This is a genomic window from Pantoea sp. ME81 (genome assembly GCF_903970985.1).
GTDB classification, from domain to species: domain Bacteria; phylum Pseudomonadota; class Gammaproteobacteria; order Enterobacterales; family Enterobacteriaceae; genus Pantoea; species Pantoea communis.
Genome location: NZ_CAJCKS010000062.1, coordinates 1 through 17,663, shown reverse-complemented (window position 1 = coordinate 17,663; position 17,663 = coordinate 1). Strand labels below are relative to the sequence as shown.

At 54.8% G+C, this 17,663-nt stretch carries 19 protein-coding genes; 11 read left to right on the top strand and 8 right to left on the bottom strand.

The features are described from left to right. Positions 1-46: 46 nt before the first annotated feature. Positions 47-808, bottom strand: coding sequence for a YdiY family protein (locus tag H7A81_RS13225; protein ID WP_034821732.1), 762 nt, complete (start codon positions 806-808; stop codon positions 47-49). 332 nt (positions 809-1,140) lie between these two features. On the opposite strand from H7A81_RS13225, the gene ghoS reads away from it, so the two are divergent. Further along, on the top strand, positions 1,141-1,431 hold the full coding sequence (gene ghoS / locus H7A81_RS13220) for a type V toxin-antitoxin system endoribonuclease antitoxin GhoS (RefSeq protein ID WP_034821735.1): 291 nt from the start codon (positions 1,141-1,143) through the stop codon (positions 1,429-1,431). An 89-nt stretch (positions 1,432-1,520) separates the two neighbouring features. Then, positions 1,521-2,414, top strand: a complete 894-nt coding sequence (locus H7A81_RS13215; RefSeq protein ID WP_097119259.1) for a fructosamine kinase family protein — start codon at positions 1,521-1,523, stop codon at positions 2,412-2,414. Positions 2,415-2,418: 4 nt separating this feature from the next. Here the strand turns inward: H7A81_RS13215 and H7A81_RS13210 are convergent, their stop codons facing one another. Further along, complete coding sequence (locus tag H7A81_RS13210) at positions 2,419-2,955, bottom strand: YniB family protein (RefSeq protein ID WP_182057724.1); 537 nt, start codon at positions 2,953-2,955, stop codon at positions 2,419-2,421. A gap of 143 nt (positions 2,956-3,098) precedes the next feature. Between H7A81_RS13210 and hxpB the strand changes: the two genes are divergently transcribed. From hxpB to H7A81_RS13180, 6 genes are all read left to right on the top strand, one after another. Then, positions 3,099-3,767: a hexitol phosphatase HxpB gene (hxpB, locus tag H7A81_RS13205; protein WP_182057723.1), complete on the top strand. Its 669-nt coding sequence runs from the start codon at positions 3,099-3,101 to the stop codon at positions 3,765-3,767. A 231-nt stretch (positions 3,768-3,998) separates the two neighbouring features. Then, the gene (kduI, locus tag H7A81_RS13200) at positions 3,999-4,835 is read left to right on the top strand and encodes a 5-dehydro-4-deoxy-D-glucuronate isomerase (RefSeq protein WP_034821747.1); all 837 of its coding nucleotides are present in this window, start codon (positions 3,999-4,001) and stop codon (positions 4,833-4,835) included. A 12-nt stretch (positions 4,836-4,847) separates the two neighbouring features. Further along, entirely contained in the window at positions 4,848-5,609 is a 762-nt protein-coding gene (gene kduD / locus H7A81_RS13195) for a 2-dehydro-3-deoxy-D-gluconate 5-dehydrogenase KduD (RefSeq protein ID WP_166931655.1), read from the top strand. 134 nt (positions 5,610-5,743) lie between these two features. Continuing rightward, positions 5,744-6,334 carry a metal-dependent hydrolase gene (locus H7A81_RS13190; RefSeq protein ID WP_166931658.1) on the top strand — a complete coding sequence of 197 codons (591 nt, stop codon included), beginning with the start codon at positions 5,744-5,746 and terminating at the stop codon, positions 6,332-6,334. Between the two features lie 153 nt (positions 6,335-6,487). After that, positions 6,488-7,879, top strand: coding sequence for an L-cystine transporter (locus tag H7A81_RS13185; protein ID WP_038647354.1), 1,392 nt, complete (start codon positions 6,488-6,490; stop codon positions 7,877-7,879). Between the two features lie 197 nt (positions 7,880-8,076). After that, entirely contained in the window at positions 8,077-8,460 is a 384-nt protein-coding gene (locus H7A81_RS13180) for a DUF6515 family protein (RefSeq protein ID WP_034821757.1), read from the top strand. Between the two features lie 54 nt (positions 8,461-8,514). Here the strand turns inward: H7A81_RS13180 and osmE are convergent, their stop codons facing one another. Then, positions 8,515-8,850 carry an osmotically-inducible lipoprotein OsmE gene (osmE, locus tag H7A81_RS13175; protein ID WP_182057722.1) on the bottom strand — a complete coding sequence of 112 codons (336 nt, stop codon included), beginning with the start codon at positions 8,848-8,850 and terminating at the stop codon, positions 8,515-8,517. Positions 8,851-9,040: 190 nt separating this feature from the next. Here osmE and H7A81_RS13170 point away from each other — a divergent pair, with 190 nt between their 5' ends. From H7A81_RS13170 to cho, 3 genes are all read left to right on the top strand, one after another. Beyond that, the gene (locus tag H7A81_RS13170) at positions 9,041-10,231 is read left to right on the top strand and encodes a multidrug effflux MFS transporter (protein ID WP_182057721.1); all 1,191 of its coding nucleotides are present in this window, start codon (positions 9,041-9,043) and stop codon (positions 10,229-10,231) included. 117 nt (positions 10,232-10,348) lie between these two features. Then, on the top strand, positions 10,349-11,176 hold the full coding sequence (gene nadE, locus H7A81_RS13165; RefSeq protein WP_182057720.1) for an ammonia-dependent NAD(+) synthetase: 828 nt from the start codon (positions 10,349-10,351) through the stop codon (positions 11,174-11,176). A 112-nt stretch (positions 11,177-11,288) separates the two neighbouring features. Then, positions 11,289-12,149, top strand: coding sequence for an excinuclease Cho (gene cho, locus H7A81_RS13160; protein ID WP_182057719.1), 861 nt, complete (start codon positions 11,289-11,291; stop codon positions 12,147-12,149). A 78-nt stretch (positions 12,150-12,227) separates the two neighbouring features. Here cho and spy read toward each other — a convergent pair whose 3' ends face one another. The 5 genes from spy to astA form a co-directional block, all read right to left on the bottom strand. Then, positions 12,228-12,725, bottom strand: a complete 498-nt coding sequence (gene spy / locus H7A81_RS13155) for an ATP-independent periplasmic protein-refolding chaperone Spy (RefSeq protein WP_034821771.1) — start codon at positions 12,723-12,725, stop codon at positions 12,228-12,230. Between the two features lie 280 nt (positions 12,726-13,005). Beyond that, positions 13,006-14,001, bottom strand: coding sequence for a succinylglutamate desuccinylase (astE, locus tag H7A81_RS13150; RefSeq protein ID WP_166931670.1), 996 nt, complete (start codon positions 13,999-14,001; stop codon positions 13,006-13,008). A 43-nt stretch (positions 14,002-14,044) separates the two neighbouring features. Next, positions 14,045-15,373: an N-succinylarginine dihydrolase gene (gene astB, locus H7A81_RS13145; RefSeq protein ID WP_182057718.1), complete on the bottom strand. Its 1,329-nt coding sequence runs from the start codon at positions 15,371-15,373 to the stop codon at positions 14,045-14,047. Next, positions 15,373-16,839, bottom strand: coding sequence for a succinylglutamate-semialdehyde dehydrogenase (gene astD / locus H7A81_RS13140; protein WP_182057717.1), 1,467 nt, complete (start codon positions 16,837-16,839; stop codon positions 15,373-15,375). Before astD ends, astB begins: the two co-directional genes overlap by 1 nt. Beyond that, the coding region (gene astA, locus H7A81_RS13135; protein ID WP_182057716.1) for an arginine N-succinyltransferase at positions 16,836-17,663 on the bottom strand (828 nt) is incomplete at its 5' end. The genes astA and astD, both read right to left, overlap by 4 nt.

Sequence of the window (17,663 nt, the reverse complement as noted above, 5' to 3'; positions counted from 1 at the left end):
CCGCTGCGCGGCGCTGGCCGGCAACGGTTTTTTCATCACGGCTCGCTTACATCGCGTAAGAAAGCTGGATGGTGGTTTTGGTGTCGGTACGATCCGGCGCAGACTCTGGCGGATTATTATTCCAGGTCACGTTGTAAGCCAGCTTCAACGCGAAGTGTTCGTTGATGGCCACCTGCAAGCCGGTTTCGGAGTTCAGCGTTGTATCTTCACCGAAGCTGCTCAACACGGAAACACCCTGGATGAATTTGGTCGTGTCAGTCAGTTGCCACTGGTAGCTCACAGCACCGTATCCCAGCGCCTTGGTTTCGTGACCACCTTCATGGAAATCATCGTAACGTACACCGGGACCGAATTCAGCTCGCAGCGAGTGCACAGGACCGTTCAGCAACTGGCGACCATAACCGGCAGTCAGTACATCGCGCGAATCATAACCGTTGAAACGGTCGCTCAACCAGCTCGCCTGACCGAACAGATAGTCCGCGCTGTTCATATTGTAACGGGTACGACCACCGATGTTGTAAGTCTCTGAGGAACGCTCATCGTTGGATGAGTTGTTCGCGGCGTTGCCCCACAAGCTGTAAGCGGTGTTGGTCTGATACCACGTCATGTTGGTTGAGGCGCTCAATGATGAACTGGTGGTATTCCCTGTCTGTGCCAAATAACCGGCTGACGCGCTGCCTTCAAACGGTTTTTTTGCCGTTGAAGGGTCATCCATAGAGGTAAAAACGGTGTTATCAGCAAATGCCTGGTGACAAAATGCTCCAGCAGAGAGCAATAAAACAGCGGACAGCTTATTAAAGGCTTTCATTAAATGTGACCCGTACGGCAGTTTAAAAAAGAGTGAGTCTGAAGAGTTTTCCCGGCCAATCAATGCAATTTACGGTAAGTTTTGTAAAAAAGTATGAAGGTGCCAGAAATGCCAGGTTCCGCGCTGGAACCGCATGGTTAATAGGAGTTTTCCCATTTCCGCTGCGCATTATAAGAGGCAATTAGCGAAATAGCAGCCCAATTGATACAAGAATTTTCTGAAGCCTGTTGACGCAGATTTACGCTCCCTTTTCCCGCCTGAATTGCGCAGAATTCGCTCTATCCGCAGCGCTGGTCTACGCTGAAATCTGTTCCATTACAATGAGGTGAATGATGAGTGACCACGACCTTAAACGTTACATTGTCACGCTAAGCTATTCCGATGAGAGCTTAGGCGATCTGCAATCCCTTAACAGCGTGATGGTCAGCGGCGGTTACACCACGACCTTGCATGATGATGAAGGTCATTCGCATGAGTTGGGAACCAACAGTTTTGGCATCATCAGTGCATTGGAACAACATGAGATCGCAGAACACGCCGCCGGGCTGGCGGATGTTGCCCTGCATCGTAAAGCGGAGGTGAAGATCACCACGCTGTCCGAATTTCTACAGGCAAAACCCTGACGCGCCACAAATAATCGCCGCACCACTGGTTTTGCTGAAGTTTTGAGCGCTACAATCAAACTTACGCAGCGAATAAAGAGGATTACCCAATGTGGTCAGCCATTAGTCGTCTGTTAAGCGAACACGCCGGTGAAGCTGAAATCACTGAACGTTACGAACTCCCTGGTGGCGATGTGCATCCTGCCTGGCGCCTCCGCTACGGCGATCTCGACGTTTTCGTTAAATGTAATACGCGCGATATGCTCACTCTGTTTAGCTGGGAAGCGGACCAGCTGGGATTGCTGGCGCGGACACAGACGGTCCGGGTGCCGAAAGTATATGGCGTCGGGAATGACCGCGACAGCAGCTTCTTACTGTTGGAGTATATTCAGCCAGAGGCGCTGAACGAACAGAGCGCCTTCCAGCTTGGCCAGCAGTTGGCTCACCTCCATCAATGGAGCGAGCAACCGCAGTTTGGCCTCGATTACGATAACAACATCACCACCTCCCCCCAGCCCAACAGTTGGCTACGCCGCTGGTCGGTGTTCTTTGCTGAACAGCGTATTGGCTGGCAACTGCAACTGGCCGCTGAGAAAGGGGTGCAATACGGCAATACCGAATTGATCGTCGATTGCGTGCAACGCGCGTTGGCCAATCATCATCCTCAGCCTTCTCTACTACACGGCGATTTGTGGCCTGCTAACTGCGCGGATAGCAGCAGTGGGCCATGGCTGTTTGACCCCGCCTGCTATTGGGGCGACAGGGAGTGCGATCTCGCGATGTTGAATTACTACGTCGAATTGCCACGCCAGATTTACGAGGGATATCACTCGGTGTGGCCGCTGGCGGAAGGGTTTTCGCAACGACAGCCCGTGTATCAGCTTTACTATTTGCTCAACCGCGCCAACGTGTTTGCCGGTAACTGGACAAACGCGGCACAATTCGCGATTGACCAGTTGTTAAATGAAGATGCATTGGGACAACGTCAGGCCAGGCCGGCCTGACGCCTTACAGCATGCCCAGTAATTTCAGGACAAAATAACCCGCAATAGCAATCACAATTGGCAGGATATAGAGCGGGAAAATTTGCAGCAAAATAGTATGTCGCGGGACATGGATCTTCTCTTCCAGCTGAGCACGTGTGCGCCCTTCAGCTCCTTTGGCTTGTTCAAGAATCAACTGATCTTCAATACCTTCCTTGATGTGACGCGACTGACGCCACATGCGCGCGCCTGACGCCTGCAGCGCAATGCCGACGAAAATCAGGATGTAGATGATCCAGAAGCCAATATTGGCACCGCCATGAAACTCCGGTACCGGTGAGTTTTGCCAAAACAGGTTCAAAAACGGCGTATTGAACTTGATCATGTCGACCATGACATGGACAAAATCAAGCATCACTGCATCAATGCCCGGCTGCTTTTCACTGTGTTTAAACATGAAGCCGAGAATTGAGATAATGGTGGATAGCAGCGCCGGAATAAAAATTACCCAGCCAGCCACTCGCTTAAGGATGGCGATGCGGCCAGCCTGTTGGTAAGTCATGGTGTCTCCCTTCACATACAATAGTTTTGCCCTAAGTCTACCTGCACTGCGGCTTTTTTTCCTGAAAAATGCGTAACCTGCCGTGAGTCGGATTTCCCGGCTGCGCATGATAAGGTAGGGCAAATTTCAAACGGAGCTGTTGTATGTCTTATCGTCGCCCGGTGTTGGCCGCTATTTTTGATATGGACGGATTGCTGATCGACTCTGAACCCTTGTGGGATCAGGCAGAACTGGATGTGTTTGCCAGTTTGGGGGTGGATATTACCCGCCGCCATGAACTGCCCGATACGCTGGGTTTGCGCATCGATCAAACCGTCCGTATGTGGTTTGAAGCTTTGCCGTGGAACGGCCCGGATCAGGCGGAAGTGACGCAACGTATCATTGCCCGCGCGCTGGCATTGGTTGAGGAGACGCGTCCATTACTGCCCGGCGTTGAACAGGCATTGCAACTTTGCCAGCAGCAGGGATTAAAAATCGCTCTCGCTTCTGCGTCACCGCTGTTTATGCTGGAGCGCGTGCTGGAGATGTTCGACCTGCGCAAATACTTCGACGCCATTGCTTCAGCCGAAAGCCTGCCGTACAGCAAACCTCATCCACAGGTCTATCTGGATGCGGCGGCGAAGTTGGCGGTGGATCCGCTTAACTGTGTTACGCTGGAAGATTCGTTCAATGGCATGATCGCCACCAAAGCCGCGCGCATGCGTTCGATTGTGGTGCCAGCAGCCGAGTACGCGGATGATGCGCGTTGGGCGCTGGCCAATGTGAAACTGGCGAGTTTGACCGAGTTGAAAGCTGAGCATCTGTTCAATTAATTCTGATACACCTGTGCCGGGCCAGGACTCAGCCCCTCCATTCTCGTTGCCCATCTGTGGGCAACACTTTCCATTGCTCCTGACACCCACTACGGCAATAACTGCGCGTATTTGATCACCCACACAATTAAATAAAACAACGTTTCATTTTTATTGAATTCACATCCCATCCTGCCTAAGATGCCCAAAGACCCACTTCGGGACACTTCCTTCAACTTTGAGAGGTCTGAGATGGACGTTCGTCAAAGCATTCATACTGAGCATGCAAAAAATCTGGACACCGCCGGATTACGTCGCGAATTTTTGATCGAGAAAATTTTTGAGGCAGACCATTACACCCTCACTTACAGCCACATTGATCGCATCATCATTGGTGGTGTCATGCCAATCCAGCAGTCGGTGACGATCGGTGAAGAAGTCGGCAAACAACTGGGCGTGAGCTATTTTCTCGAACGCCGCGAACTGGGCGTGATCAACATTGGCGGACCGGGCTTGATTGACGTCGATGGCAAAACCTGGGAGGTGGGCCATCAGGAGGCGCTGTATGTTGGCCAGGGCGCCAAAAGCGTGGTTTTCCGCAGCAGCAACGCCAACCTTCCAGCGAAGTTTTACTACAACAGCGCACCCGCACATACCCGTTATCCGGATAAAAAGATCACCCTGCAGGATGCAGTCAAAGCCACGTTAGGGGATGCCGCGACCTCAAACCGTCGCACCATTAATAAATTTATCGTGCCGGATGTGTTACCCACCTGCCAGCTCACCATGGGACTCACGCGTCTTGATGACGGCAATCTCTGGAACACCATGCCGTGCCACACCCATGAACGTCGTATGGAAGTGTACTTTTACTTTGATATGGCAGATGACAGCGCCGTTTTCCACATGATGGGCCAGCCGCAGGAAACGCGCCATTTGCTGGTGCACAACGAGCAGGCGGTGATCTCACCAAGCTGGTCAATTCATGCCGGAGTAGGCACACAGCGCTATACCTTTATCTGGGGCATGGTGGGCGAAAATCAGGTGTTCGATGACATGGACCACGTCAGCATCAGCGCGCTGCGCTAACAGGAGCGAAAGATGATCCTTAACGCATTTAATCTTGAAGGCAAAATTGCGCTGGTCACCGGCTGTAATACCGGTTTAGGTCAGGGGATGGCCTTAGGGTTGGCGCAAGCCGGCTGTGACATCATTGGCGTTAACCGTGCCGGTCCTGCCGATACACAGTCTAAAGTTGAAGCCCTGGGGCGCCGCTTTTGGTCGATTCAGGCCGATTTGACTCAACCGAAAGGGGTGCCGCAGATTGTTGAACAAGCCGTGGCTCAGGCTGGGCGCATCGATATTCTGGTGAATAACGCAGGCATCATTCGCCGTGAGGATGCGCTCAACTTCAGCGAGCAGGACTGGGACGATGTCATGAACATCAACAGCAAAAGCCTGTTCTTCCTTTCTCAGCAGGTGGCGCGTCAGTTTATCGCTCAGGGCAAAGGCGGCAAGATTATCAATATCGCCTCAATGCTCTCCTTCCAGGGCGGTATTCGCGTGCCTTCTTATACTGCGTCGAAAAGTGCGGTGATGGGCTTAACGCGTCTGATGGCCAATGAGTGGGCGAAACACGGCATTAACGTGAATGCCATCGCTCCAGGCTATATGGCAACCAATAACACCGAACAACTGCGTAATGACGAATCACGCAACGAAGAGATCCTCGGGCGCATCCCTGCCGGACGCTGGGGTATTCCGGATGACATGATGGGTCCGATCGTGTTTCTGGCTTCTGACGCTGCAGATTATGTGCACGGCTACACCCTGGCCGTCGATGGTGGATGGTTAGCACGCTAACCTGTTCTTTTCCCGCGTCATTATGACGCGGGAAAGCGAAAAATATTAACGCTTCGTTACAGCGTCACCGTTCTATTTCACTGGATAAATCCCTATACTGGATGCATCGACAGTTTTTGCAGCCAGGTTTCATCATGACGGCCGAAGGCCATATCATTTTTGCCATTGCCAGCGCGATTTTTGCTAAGCGTGCGGAGCTGACGCCAGTGATGGCCAGCGCCGACTGGTGGCATCTCGTGCCTGCTGCACTGCTGACCTGTCTGCTGCCCGATATCGACCATCCTAAATCTGTGTTAGGCCAGCGCCTGAAATGGATCTCACAACCCATTGCGCGCGCCTTTGGTCATCGTGGATTTACCCACAGTTTGCTGGCGGTGGCGATCAGTCTGTGGCTATTCCAGATTAACGTTCCGGCGGACTGGTTTCTGCCTGCTGATGTCTTACAGGGGATGACGCTGGGTTATCTCAGTCACATCGTCGCCGACATGTTGACCCCCGCAGGCGTCCCCTTGCTGTGGCCGTGCCGCTGGCGTTTCCGTTTGCCGCTGCTCAATAGCCAGAAAGGCAATCAACTGGAGCGCGCACTTTGCCTCGCATTGGTCGGATATGCATTGTGGTTTCCCGCAGGTATGCCCTCTTTTGGTGCCAACGGTTGGCCCGAGCAACTGTTTAATACGCTGCAAAATGGTGTCGGTCGGCTAGTTAATGGCCAAGGCGGTCAATAACCAGGCAAATCAATCAATAAAGTTATAAACCATTCCTTTTGAGTATAAGCCTGCACTTTCCTGAACTGGTAACATTCCTGACATTCCCTGACGGGAACTTACTGTTTTCCGTGCCAGCCAAACGTGCTGTGCGGCACACCTCTGGAGTCGAGTATGGATTTTCCCCTCATTATTAATATCATCGCCTTCGTTGCGTTGCTGATTCTTTTGAATCGTATTGGCAACCAAAGCTGGAGCTTGTCGAAACGCGTGCTGACTGGCTTAGTGATTGGCGTGCTGTTCGGTCTGGCGCTGCAAACCATTTATGGCGAAAACAGCCCGGTGGTGAAGGATTCAATTAGCTGGTTCAACATTGTCGGCAACGGTTATGTCCAGTTGCTGCAGATGATTGTGATGCCGCTGGTGTTTGCGTCAATCCTGAGCGCGGTAGCGCGTCTGCATAACGCCTCTTCACTCGGCAAGATCAGCGTGCTGACCATTGGCGTATTGCTGTTCACCACCGCGATCTCCGCGCTGGTGGGTGTGATGGTCACCGGGCTGTTTGGCCTGAGCGCAGAAGGTCTGGTGCAGGGTGCGCAGGAAACCGCACGTCTGAGCGCGATCCAGAGCAACTATGTAGGCAAGGTTGCCGATCTCAGCACGCCGCAGCTGCTGCTCTCCTTTATCCCGAAAAATCCGTTCGCCGATATGGCGGGCGCTAACCCCACCTCCATCATCAGCGTGGTGATCTTCGCTGCCTTCCTCGGCGTGGCTGCATTGCAGCTGCTGAAGGATGATAAAGTCAAAGGCGAGCGCGTACTGGTGGCAATTGATACCCTGCAGTCCTGGGTGATGAAACTGGTGCGTTTGATCATGAAGCTGACGCCGTACGGTGTGCTGGCGCTGATGACCAAAGTGGTGGCGGGTTCTAACCTGCAGGACATCATCAAGCTGGGTGGCTTTGTGGTGGCCTCTTATCTCGGTCTGGCGATCATGTTTGGCGTGCACGCCCTGCTGCTGTCGGTGAACGGCATCAACCCGATGCGCTTCTTCCGCAAAGTATGGCCGGTGATCACCTTCGCTTTCACCAGCCGTTCCAGTGCAGCCAGTATTCCGCTGAACGTCGAAACGCAGACGCGCCGTCTTGGTGTGCCGGAATCGATTGCCAGCTTCTCGGCTTCTTTCGGTGCCACCATTGGCCAGAACGGTTGCGCGGGTTTGTACCCGACCATGCTGGCAGTGATGGTTGCGCCAACGGTCGGCATCAACCCGTTTGATCCGATGTGGATTGCCACGCTGGTGGGTATCGTTACGCTGAGCTCGGCCGGTGTTGCCGGCGTCGGCGGCGGCGCCACCTTCGCCGCTCTGATTGTGCTGCCAGCGATGGGCTTACCGGTGACCCTGGTTGCGCTGCTGATTTCCATCGAGCCGCTGATCGACATGGGCCGTACCGCATTGAACGTCAATGGTTCGATGACGGCCGGTTCACTCACCAGCCGCTGGCTCGGTTTGACCGATAAAAAAGTGCTGGAGAGCGACGAGCACGCTGAACTGGCGCATCGTTAATCCCGGATAAAACATCAACGGCAGGCCTCATCGCCTGCCGTTTTTTTATGGCTGAAACTCCGCAATTCCCCCCGATCGTGGCGCTAGCGTCAGGAAAGCGTTAAGCATGGTAAACAGACGAAAAATCAGCCACTTTTCACTTGAGTTTTGTCGTCAGAAGGCTAATTCTGCTATCAGTCATAGCAGGAGAATCACCGATGAAAAACGTTATCGCCTCGGTGCTGGCGTTAACCTTATTAACGCCCGCCATTAGTTTTGCCCACCCTTACGGCTGGGGCCCCGGCCCAGGTCCACATTGGGGTGGTGGCCCACGTTGGGGCGGTCCTGGTCCGCTGCGCTTCTTACCTGAGGCGGCGACAGCGGTACTGATAGGCGGTCTCACTTATTACATGCTGAATGGCAACTACTACCAGCGTCAGGGTGATACCTACGTGGTGGTTCAGGCGCCTGAAGCGCCGCCAGAAGGTGGGATGCGCGTGCTCGATTTCAACGGAAAACGCTATTACGTGCAGGAAGGTCACTACTATCAGCGTGAGATGGGCGGCAATTACGTTGAAGTGCCCCGCCCTTACGGACTGTAAGCGTAAAACGAAAAAAGGCCCGTCACCGACGGGCCTTTTTGTATTCGGCAGCAATTACTGTGCAGCTTGCGGATCGGTATCGTAGTCTTTACAGCTCTGGAAGCCGTAGTTCATGACACGGCCCACATCGTTGTAACTGACAAAGTAGGTCTGTGCTTTACCATCACGCTCGCCGAGTACATAGGTCTGGCAAGTACCACGGGCATGTACCATGGTAATTTCAGTTGATGGCGCACCCGCAATCTGGCGAACCTGATCGCGCGTCATTCCTTTTTTCACATCCTTAACCACCGGCTTAGTCACATAGCTTTCCGCTTTGTCATAAGTCGTACAACCAGACAGAGCTACCAGCGTCACAGCAGCAGCGATACATCCCAGCACTTTATTCATCTTTATATTCCTCATTCTTTGTCCATGTCACACTAAGCCTGGAACATAAATCCAGATTTATCAACTCAATGGCTTCGCTTTAAGCCCATTCTGAAGCGTTAGTTTTTCGTAAAGTTGCTGTGTTGCCGCTTCGCGCTTCGTATAATCCCCCGGCAAAAAAATCTTAAGACATCAATAAAACAGAGGATCAATGACACCTGCACACTCTAATCGGCTGGTTTACGCCATTACGCTGGGCCTGCTCGCGGCACTTGGACCGCTCTGTATCGACTTGTACTTGCCCGCCTTACCTGAACTGGCGCGCGATCTGCATACCGAAACCGCCACCGCGCAGTTAAGTTTGACCGCAGGATTACTGGGCCTCGGCGCTGGACAATTGCTGTTTGGCCCGATGAGCGACAAGTTTGGCCGTATCCGCCCGTTGTTGCTGTCGCTGGTGCTGTTATTTATCGCGTCGATTGGCTGCGCGCTGGCAAAAGACATTCACTCTCTGTTGGTAGCGCGTCTGTTTGAAGGTCTGGCGGGCGCAGGCGGTGCGGTATTATCACGCGCTATCGCTCGTGATATGTACAGCGGCCATGAACTGACTCGCTTCTTTGCCCTGCTGATGCTGGTGAATGGCCTTGCGCCAATTGGTGCACCGGTGCTCGGCGGTGTGTTAATGACGGTGCTGAACTGGCGCGGCATTTTTGTAGTGCTCGGTTGTATCGCTGTACTGCTGATCTTCCTTGCGCGCTGGAAACTGCATGAAACGCTGCCCGCCGAACGTCGCAGCCAGGGCTCAATCTTTTCCGCCTGGGCAGCACTCGGTCAGGTGATCACTCATCGTCCCTTTATGGGCTTCTGCCTGACGCAGGGCTTTATGATGTCCGGCATGTTTGCCTACATTGGCGCTTCCCCGTTCGTATTACAGCAAATCTACGGCCTGTCGCCGCAGGCGTTTAGCTTCTGCTTCGCCGCCAATGGCTTCGGCCTGATTATTGCATCACAAACCAGTGCACGCTTGTGCCCGCTGTGGGGTGAATATCGTGTGCTGAAAGGCGGACTGACGCTGGCGTTCGTGGCGTCAGGTTGCTTGCTATTAGCCGGCCTGACCGGTGCACCATTGCCAATCATTCTGCTGGCACTGTTCTTCACCATCGCCAGTAACGGTGTGATTGCCACCACGGCTTCGTCATTGGCGATGCAAAGTCAGGGACACCGTGCAGGCAGCGCCTCGGCGGTGATTGGCGTCACCATGTTCACGCTAGGCGCCATTGCCGTGCCGGTGACCGGATTGGGCGGTACCTCGGTGGCGAGCATGACGGGCACCATCTTTGGCTGCTTTATGCTGGCGATTTTGATGTTCATCCTGTTGGCACAAAAACCCAAAAGCGCCTGAAAAGCCTGCAAATAAGTGCGACAACAAGCCATGCGGCTTGTTGTTTGCCAGCGGAGGCGTTAGCTTTAGCAGATGATTCGTATTGTGCCGTCAGGCTACTGACTTGAGGAGAGGTTCATGTCACTGCAGCAGGAAATCATTGAAGCGTTGGGTGTTAAACCCGTTATCGATCCGCAACAGGAAGTCCGCGTCAGCGTCGATTTTCTGAAATCCTACCTGAAAGCCAATCCATTCCTGAAAACCCTGGTGCTCGGCATCAGCGGCGGACAGGACTCCACGCTAACCGGCATTCTGTCACAAACCGCCATTCGCGAGTTACGTGAAGAGACCGGCGACAAAGATTACACCTTTATTGCGGTACGTCTGCCGTATGGCGTGCAGGCCGATGAGCATGATTGTCAGGATGCGCTGGCGTTTATCCAGCCGGATCGCACTTTGGTCGTGAATATCAAGGAAGCGATTCTCGCCAGCGAGCGCGCGTTGAAAGAGGCGGGCATCGTGGTTTCCGATTTCGTGCGCGGCAACGAAAAAGCGCGTGAGCGTATGAAGGCACAATACAGCATCGCCGGCATGACCAAAGGCGTGGTGGTGGGCACCGACCATGCGGCCGAAGCCGTGACCGGTTTCTTCACCAAATACGGTGACGGCGGCAGCGATATCAACCCGATTTTCCGCCTGCACAAAGGTCAGGGAAAACAGCTGTTAAAAACCCTCGGCTGCCCGGAACACTTGTATCTGAAGCATCCTACTGCCGATCTGGAAGACGATCGTCCTGGCTTGCAGGACGAAGTGGCACTAGGCGTCACCTATCAACAGATTGACGCTTATCTGGAAGGCAAAACCATCGATGCCGCCGCCGCGAAGATCATTGAAGGCTGGTATCTGAAAACCGAACACAAACGTCGTCCGCCGATCACCGTGTTCGACGACTTCTGGAAAAAGTAACCGCTCTACGTTTCCCGCCGCTGTCGCGGGAAACGCCCTCCTCCTGCCGCTGACTGGCGAGAAAAGCATCACGCTGATATACTGGACAGACAACCAGTAGTCGGAGTGTATTTTGGTCAGACGTGCAGCCAGCCACCGCCTCGAATTTGATGCGGCCGCGATTTATCAATATCCCGAACATTTACGCCAATGGCTGGAAGGTTTGCCTAATCAGCCTGGCGTTTACACCTTTCACGGTGACAGCGCTAACCTGCCGTTATATATCGGCAAAAGCGTCAACCTGCGCAGTCGGGTGATGTCGCATTTTCGCACCCCGGACGAAGCCAACATGTTGCGCCAGGCGCGACGCGTCACCTGGATCCCTACCGCGGGCGATCTTGGCGCGCAACTGCTGGAAGCGCAGATGATCAAAACCCAACAGCCGCTGTTTAATAAGCGCCTGCGCAAAAATCGTCAGCTGTGTTCATTGCAGCTTGGCGATGGCCCTCCGCAGGTGGTGTACGCCAAAGATCTCGACTTCTCGTGCTCACCGAATCTCTACGGCTTATTTCGCAGCCGCTTTGCGGCCATGGAAAAACTCAAAACGATCGCCGATGAACAGCGCCTGTGCCATGGATTGCTGGGATTGGAGCGGTTAACGCCGGGACGCGGCTGTTTTCGCGCCGCGCTAAAACGCTGTGCTGGGGCGTGTTGCGGCAACGAATCCATTGAAGCCCATCAGCAACGGTTGCATCAGGCATTGGAACAGATGCGCGTGGTGTGCTGGCCGTGGCAAGGCCCGGTTGGCATGGTGGAAGTGGGCACGGAGATGACGCAGATTCACGTCATCGATCACTGGTTCTGGCTCGGTTCGGTCGCTACCGAAGCAGAGGCCCGCCAACTGCAGCGCGCACGCCAGGGTTTTGATCATGACGGCTATAAAATTTTGTGCCGCCCGCTACTGTCCGGGGTTTTCCCGCTGATTGAACTCTAAAACAAAACCGCCGACGCTGCCCAAAGCATCAGATGCAGTGGACAACGTCGGCGGTCTCAAACCGATTAGCTAAACGGCTTATTCACCATCAGCCGGCGGTGGCGGCATTTTACCGTCATGCGGGCCTTTCTCTGTCAGACGTTTCTCAAAGTTGGCGTTGTACTGTTTTTTCTGCTCAGGCGTCAGCACGTTGTAAATCTTGTTCTGTGTTTCCATCATGCTCACCGCACGATCTTTCGCGTTGGCGGTCATTTTCTCAGCCTGCGCTTCGGCTTTCGCTTTATCGAAAGTATCTGAAGCGATGATGCTGTGGTTGGCACGACGCTCTTCCAGAGAAGGACGTTTCATCTCTTTATGGCTGTCACGCATGATGGTCTTGATCTGCGCTTTCTGCGCATCCGTTAAATTCAGGCCTTTGAACATCATCTCCATACCGTGATGATGCATTGGCGGCTTGTGCATCGGTTTTTCGCTACCTGCTGGCGGTGGTGTCAGATTGTCCGCTGCAGCGTGGACGATGTTGGCAGCACCAAGAGCCATTGCAGTAGCCAGGAACAGGGAAGTGAGTTTACGCATAATATTTGTCCTTACTATTCAGTTTCATGACGACAAGGTGTGTCGCGTCTTCGGAAACAAGCATACGACGCCAAACGTCAACTACTCAGAGTCTGAGTAAAGCCCTGAAAGCATAAAAGACAGTAATCAGGCAATCATGGAGAGAAAGAGAAGAAATGCGTGAGGAATTGCAAAAGAGTATGACAATCAAAGGGAAATGCGCAGGAATTAAGGAGGAGTGTAACGGTATTGTCGGATTTGCGGAAGGGAAAAATGGGTGAATTTTCTTCACCCACCTTATTTATAACGTCAGTGCCTGCGTTTGCTCGTTTTCTTCCACCAGCATCAAGCCAGCACGCAGTCCTGCGGCAACATTTGGGTTGGGAAACAGCACATATTCGCGCGCCTGCTGCACGTAGTAGCGCGTCTCCCCCTCTTCTGCCAGCAACGTGCCTTGCGGGAAGGCGGTAAAGTTCAGAGTCTCTGGCCCCATGTGCAGCACAAACGCGTCGCCGTGGCGGGTAATCTGCTGCGCCACGCGATAGTGGCGCGGCTGTTCCCGCACCTCTGGCAGTGGCTCACCGTACAACAATGCTGCCAGCGCCAGCTGCACGGCCGCAAACTGGCTGAGATCATTTTCACCAAACGGCAGCGCTTTACCCAGCTCCAGCGTGCAGCTGGCCGCATCGTGATGTTCACAGCTGTAATGGGTAAAGGTGCCGCCTGGGGAACGATGAAACACCAGCGCTTCCAATTCAGCTGCCGCCAGCCAGTGCAGGAAGTCCTGCGGCCACGGTTGAGGATTCAGCGGCATCACGCCGAAACGCGCATGGTATGAGCCGCGAATTGCGGTATGCAGATCGAGATGCCAGCGCACTTCATGATCGCGACACTCGCGCCAGAACTGTTCCAGCGCCTGCTCCAGCCGCAGCGTGCGTTGAGCTTCAGGCAAATCGGAGACCTTCTGCCAGCGCCCTCCGAACAAACGGTTGATATCATATTGCTGATAGCGCTTGCCGCTACGTAGCGCATCGGGATTGCCCAATATCACCAGCAAGCGCACCGCTAACGGTTGTTCTCCGCGTAGCAGTGGCGTCAGCAACAGGTTAAGAATCTCAACCGGGGCCGTTTCGTTGCCGTGTACGCCCGCTGACAGCACCAACGCCTGATGCGTCGGTGCATGGGGGGTCAGGGATAGAATGCCCTCATCATGCCACTGCCACTGTAAATGGGCATTGCTGCCCTGCCGCTGCTGCGGCGGCTTACCTGACAGGGTTTGTTGTAGAAAATCCTGCATGTACACTCCTTTTCAACTCAGAAGCTTCACTTACCCTCTGAGGTTAACGCTGAAATGCGTAGACACTGCCTAAGTCTAGCAGCTGTGTCAGCTCATCCAGCGCGGTGCGTCCTTCACGCAGTAATTGCGGATCGGCCAAATCGGCTTGCGTGAGGCGATCACGATAGTGGCGATCCACCCAGCTGTTCAGGGTGTTGAACAGGCGATCATTCATCAATACCGCTGGATTCAGGGCCTGACGCTCTGCGTCATTGAGCACCACGCGCAAACGCAGACAGGCTGGTCCGCCGCCGTTGCACATGCTCTCACGCAGATCGAACACCGTGAGTTCGCGAATCGGCCCGCCGCTCTCCACCAGCCCGGTCAAATAGCGCCATACGCCGGCGTGCTGGCGTGACTCTTCTGGCAGCACCAGTCGCATGCCACCTTCAGGATGCTGCAACAGTTGGCTGTTAAACAGATAGGTATTCACCGCGTCGGCTACTGACACTTTATCGCGCGGCACCACAATCGGCTGGAAACCGGGCACCCGCGCAGCCAGCTGTAGTAATAACGCCGGCTGATCGACAAACGCCTCTTCATGGCAGAACAGCACCTGCTGGTTGCTAACGGCGATGACATCGTTGTGGAATACGCCCTGATCGATCACCAGCGGGTTTTGCTGAGCAAACAGCGTGCGATCGTCGTCGAGCTGATGCAGGCGCGCCACCGCGGCACTGGCTTCCCGCGTCTGACGTGCCGGATAACGTGCCGGTGCAGCACCCTGCTGTTGACCATCACGACCATAAACAAACAGCTGAACACCCGCATCGCCGTAGTCCGCACCAAAGCGGTTATGGTTGGCGGCACCTTCATCGCCAAACAGCGCCACCTGTGGCAAAGCATCATGCACGCTGAAATGTTGTGGATCGCGGAAAATGGCGCGCAGCAAGTCGGCGGTTTCCGGCGCTTCGATGGCACGGTGGAATTTATTGTTGAGGTTAGCCACGGTGAAGTGCACGCGGCCATCGGCGCTATCAGCCGAAGGCGATACAGTGGCGGCATTGGCCACCCACATTGCCGAGGCAGAACTGGCAGCAGACAACAGCTGCGGCGCCTGCTGAGCCGCTTTCGCCAGTACCTGTTCGTCCGAGCCAGCAAAACCGAGCTGGCGCAGTAGCGGGATATTCGGCCGCTCATGCGGAGGGATCACCCCTTGCACGTAGCCCATGTCCGCCAGCGCCTTCATTTTCAGCAGGCCCTGCTTTGCGGCCAGGCGCGGGTTTGAAGGCTGCAGTTGATTGCGCGTTGACGCTTCATTTCCAAAGGAGAGCCCGGCGTAATGGTGCGTCAGGCCGACCAGACCATCAAAATTGGCTTCAAACGCTTTCATTATTCAGTTCCTTCCGCGGAGAAATCGAGTCCCGGCGATAAGCTGCCCGGCAAGGCCAGGCTTGGGCTCTCTAAAGATGCCATCGGCCACGCGCAGTAATCCGCAGCATACCAGGCACTGGCGCGATGGTTACCGGAAGCACCCACACCGCCAAACGGCGCTGAACTAGCGGCACCGGTTAATGGTTTGTTCCAGTTAACAATGCCGGCTCGCGCTTCCAGCAGCAGCTGGTCAAACTGCGCACGCTGCGGAGAAATCAAGCCACAGGACAAACCGTAACGCGTCTGGTTAGCGATACGAATCGCCTGATCGTACTCGTCGTAACGGATCACCTGCAGCAGCGGACCAAACACCTCTTCGTCAGGCAGTTTCGCCACGTCGGTCATCTCAATAATGCCTGGAGTGATAATGGCGCTGTCGCGTTCGGGCCAGTGCATCGCCAGCAACACCTTACCGCCCAGATCGATACGCTGCTGCCAGGCTGCGTAAATATGTCCGGCGGCGGCAGGTGAAATCACGCTGCCCATAAAGGGTTGCGGTTCAGCATTCCATGCGCCAGGTTGCAGACGCGCGGTCACTTCCACCAAACGCTGCAGGAAGGCATCGCCTGCTGCTCCGCTTTTCACCAGCAGACGACGTGCACAGGTACAGCGCTGCCCAGCGGTAATAAAGGCAGACTGAATCGCGATGTGTACTGCACCATCAAGGTCTGAAGGATCTTCAACAATCAGCGCATTGTTACCCCCCATCTCCAGGGCCAGCATTTTCTCCGGCTGCCCGGCAAACTGACGATGCAGGTGATAGCCGGTTGCGGCGCTGCCGGTAAACAGCAGGCCGTCGATTTGTGGCTCATGCGCCAGTGCCTGCCCGGTTTCGCGCGCGCCCTGCAACAGCGCTATCACGCCCGCTGGCAGTCCCGCCTGATCCCACAGTTCGACAGTTTTTTCCGCGGTCATCGGCGTGAGTTCACTCGGTTTGAACACCACGCAGTTACCCGCCAGCAGTGCAGGAACGATATGACCGTTCGGCAGATGGCCGGGGAAATTGTAAGGACCAAACACCGCGAGCACACCATGTGGACGATGGCGCAGCGAACTTTCGCCGTCGGCCTGCTCTCCGGTACGCGTGTGGTAGGCTTTCACCGAGATGGCAATCTTATTGATCATCGCCTGCACTTCGGTCAGGGTTTCCCAGCGCGGCTTGCCGGTTTCTTTAGCAATGGTCTCTGCCAGCGCAGTTTTGTGGCTTTCAAGTAATGTGGCGAAGGCTTCCACTACCGCCTGACGTTCCGCAAACGGCCTGCGTGCCCACGCGGGAAAGGCCGCGCGCGCCGCTTCACAAGCCGCCGCCACCTGCGCACCGGTCGCTGCCCGACCCTGCCACAATGTTTCACCGTTCACCGGGTTTTGTTTGGTTAACGCTTCCGCGCCGCCTGTCAGCCATTGACCATTAATGAAGTGCGTCATGCTTTTTTCTCCTCGCGGCACAACGTGACCACACGCAATGCATCGCCATAATCGCAGCGCAACGCCGTGCGCTGATGTTCATTGATGCGGACTTTCCCGCTTGCCATATCGACAGGCAGCAGCACCACGCGGAAATGCTGGTAATCACCGTTGGCGACCAGACACAGCGGCCAGCTTTCATCCGCTTCCCCGGCTTCGGCCTGCAGCAGATGGCTTTTACGAATGGCGCGAATGCGATCAATCTCGCACTCCAGCGTTGGGCCGCCGTCAAAGATGTCGACGTAATTGAGATAACGAAACCCTTCGGCTTCCAGCACGGCGCGCGCGGGGGCCGTTTTCGGATGCACTTCACCAATCACCTTCTGCGCCGCTTCGCTGAGATAGTGGATATACAGCGGATGCTTTGGCATCAGCTCGGCAATAAAGGCTTTCTGCCCGGTGCCGCTGAGGAAATCGGCCTCACGAAACTCCATGGAGAAGAAACGGCTACCGACGCTGTCCCAGAACGGGGAATGACCGGTGTCATCACTGACACCGCGCATCTCTGCCACCACATGCTTCATAAAGCGGTCGCGGAAATTTGCCATAAACAGGAAACGGGATTTCGACAGCAGATGGCCATTTTTGCCATCACGATAATCGGGATCGAGGAACAGGGTGCACAGCTCGCTGCTGCCGGTGTGATCGTTACTTAACGACAGTGTTGGCAAGCTGGCATAAACGTTTAACTCTTTCGACGCGTGCACCTGGGTGCCCACACGGAAGTTGTACCACGGGTCTTGCAGACCTACGGCCACCTCAATGGCACAGATGCCGACAGCACG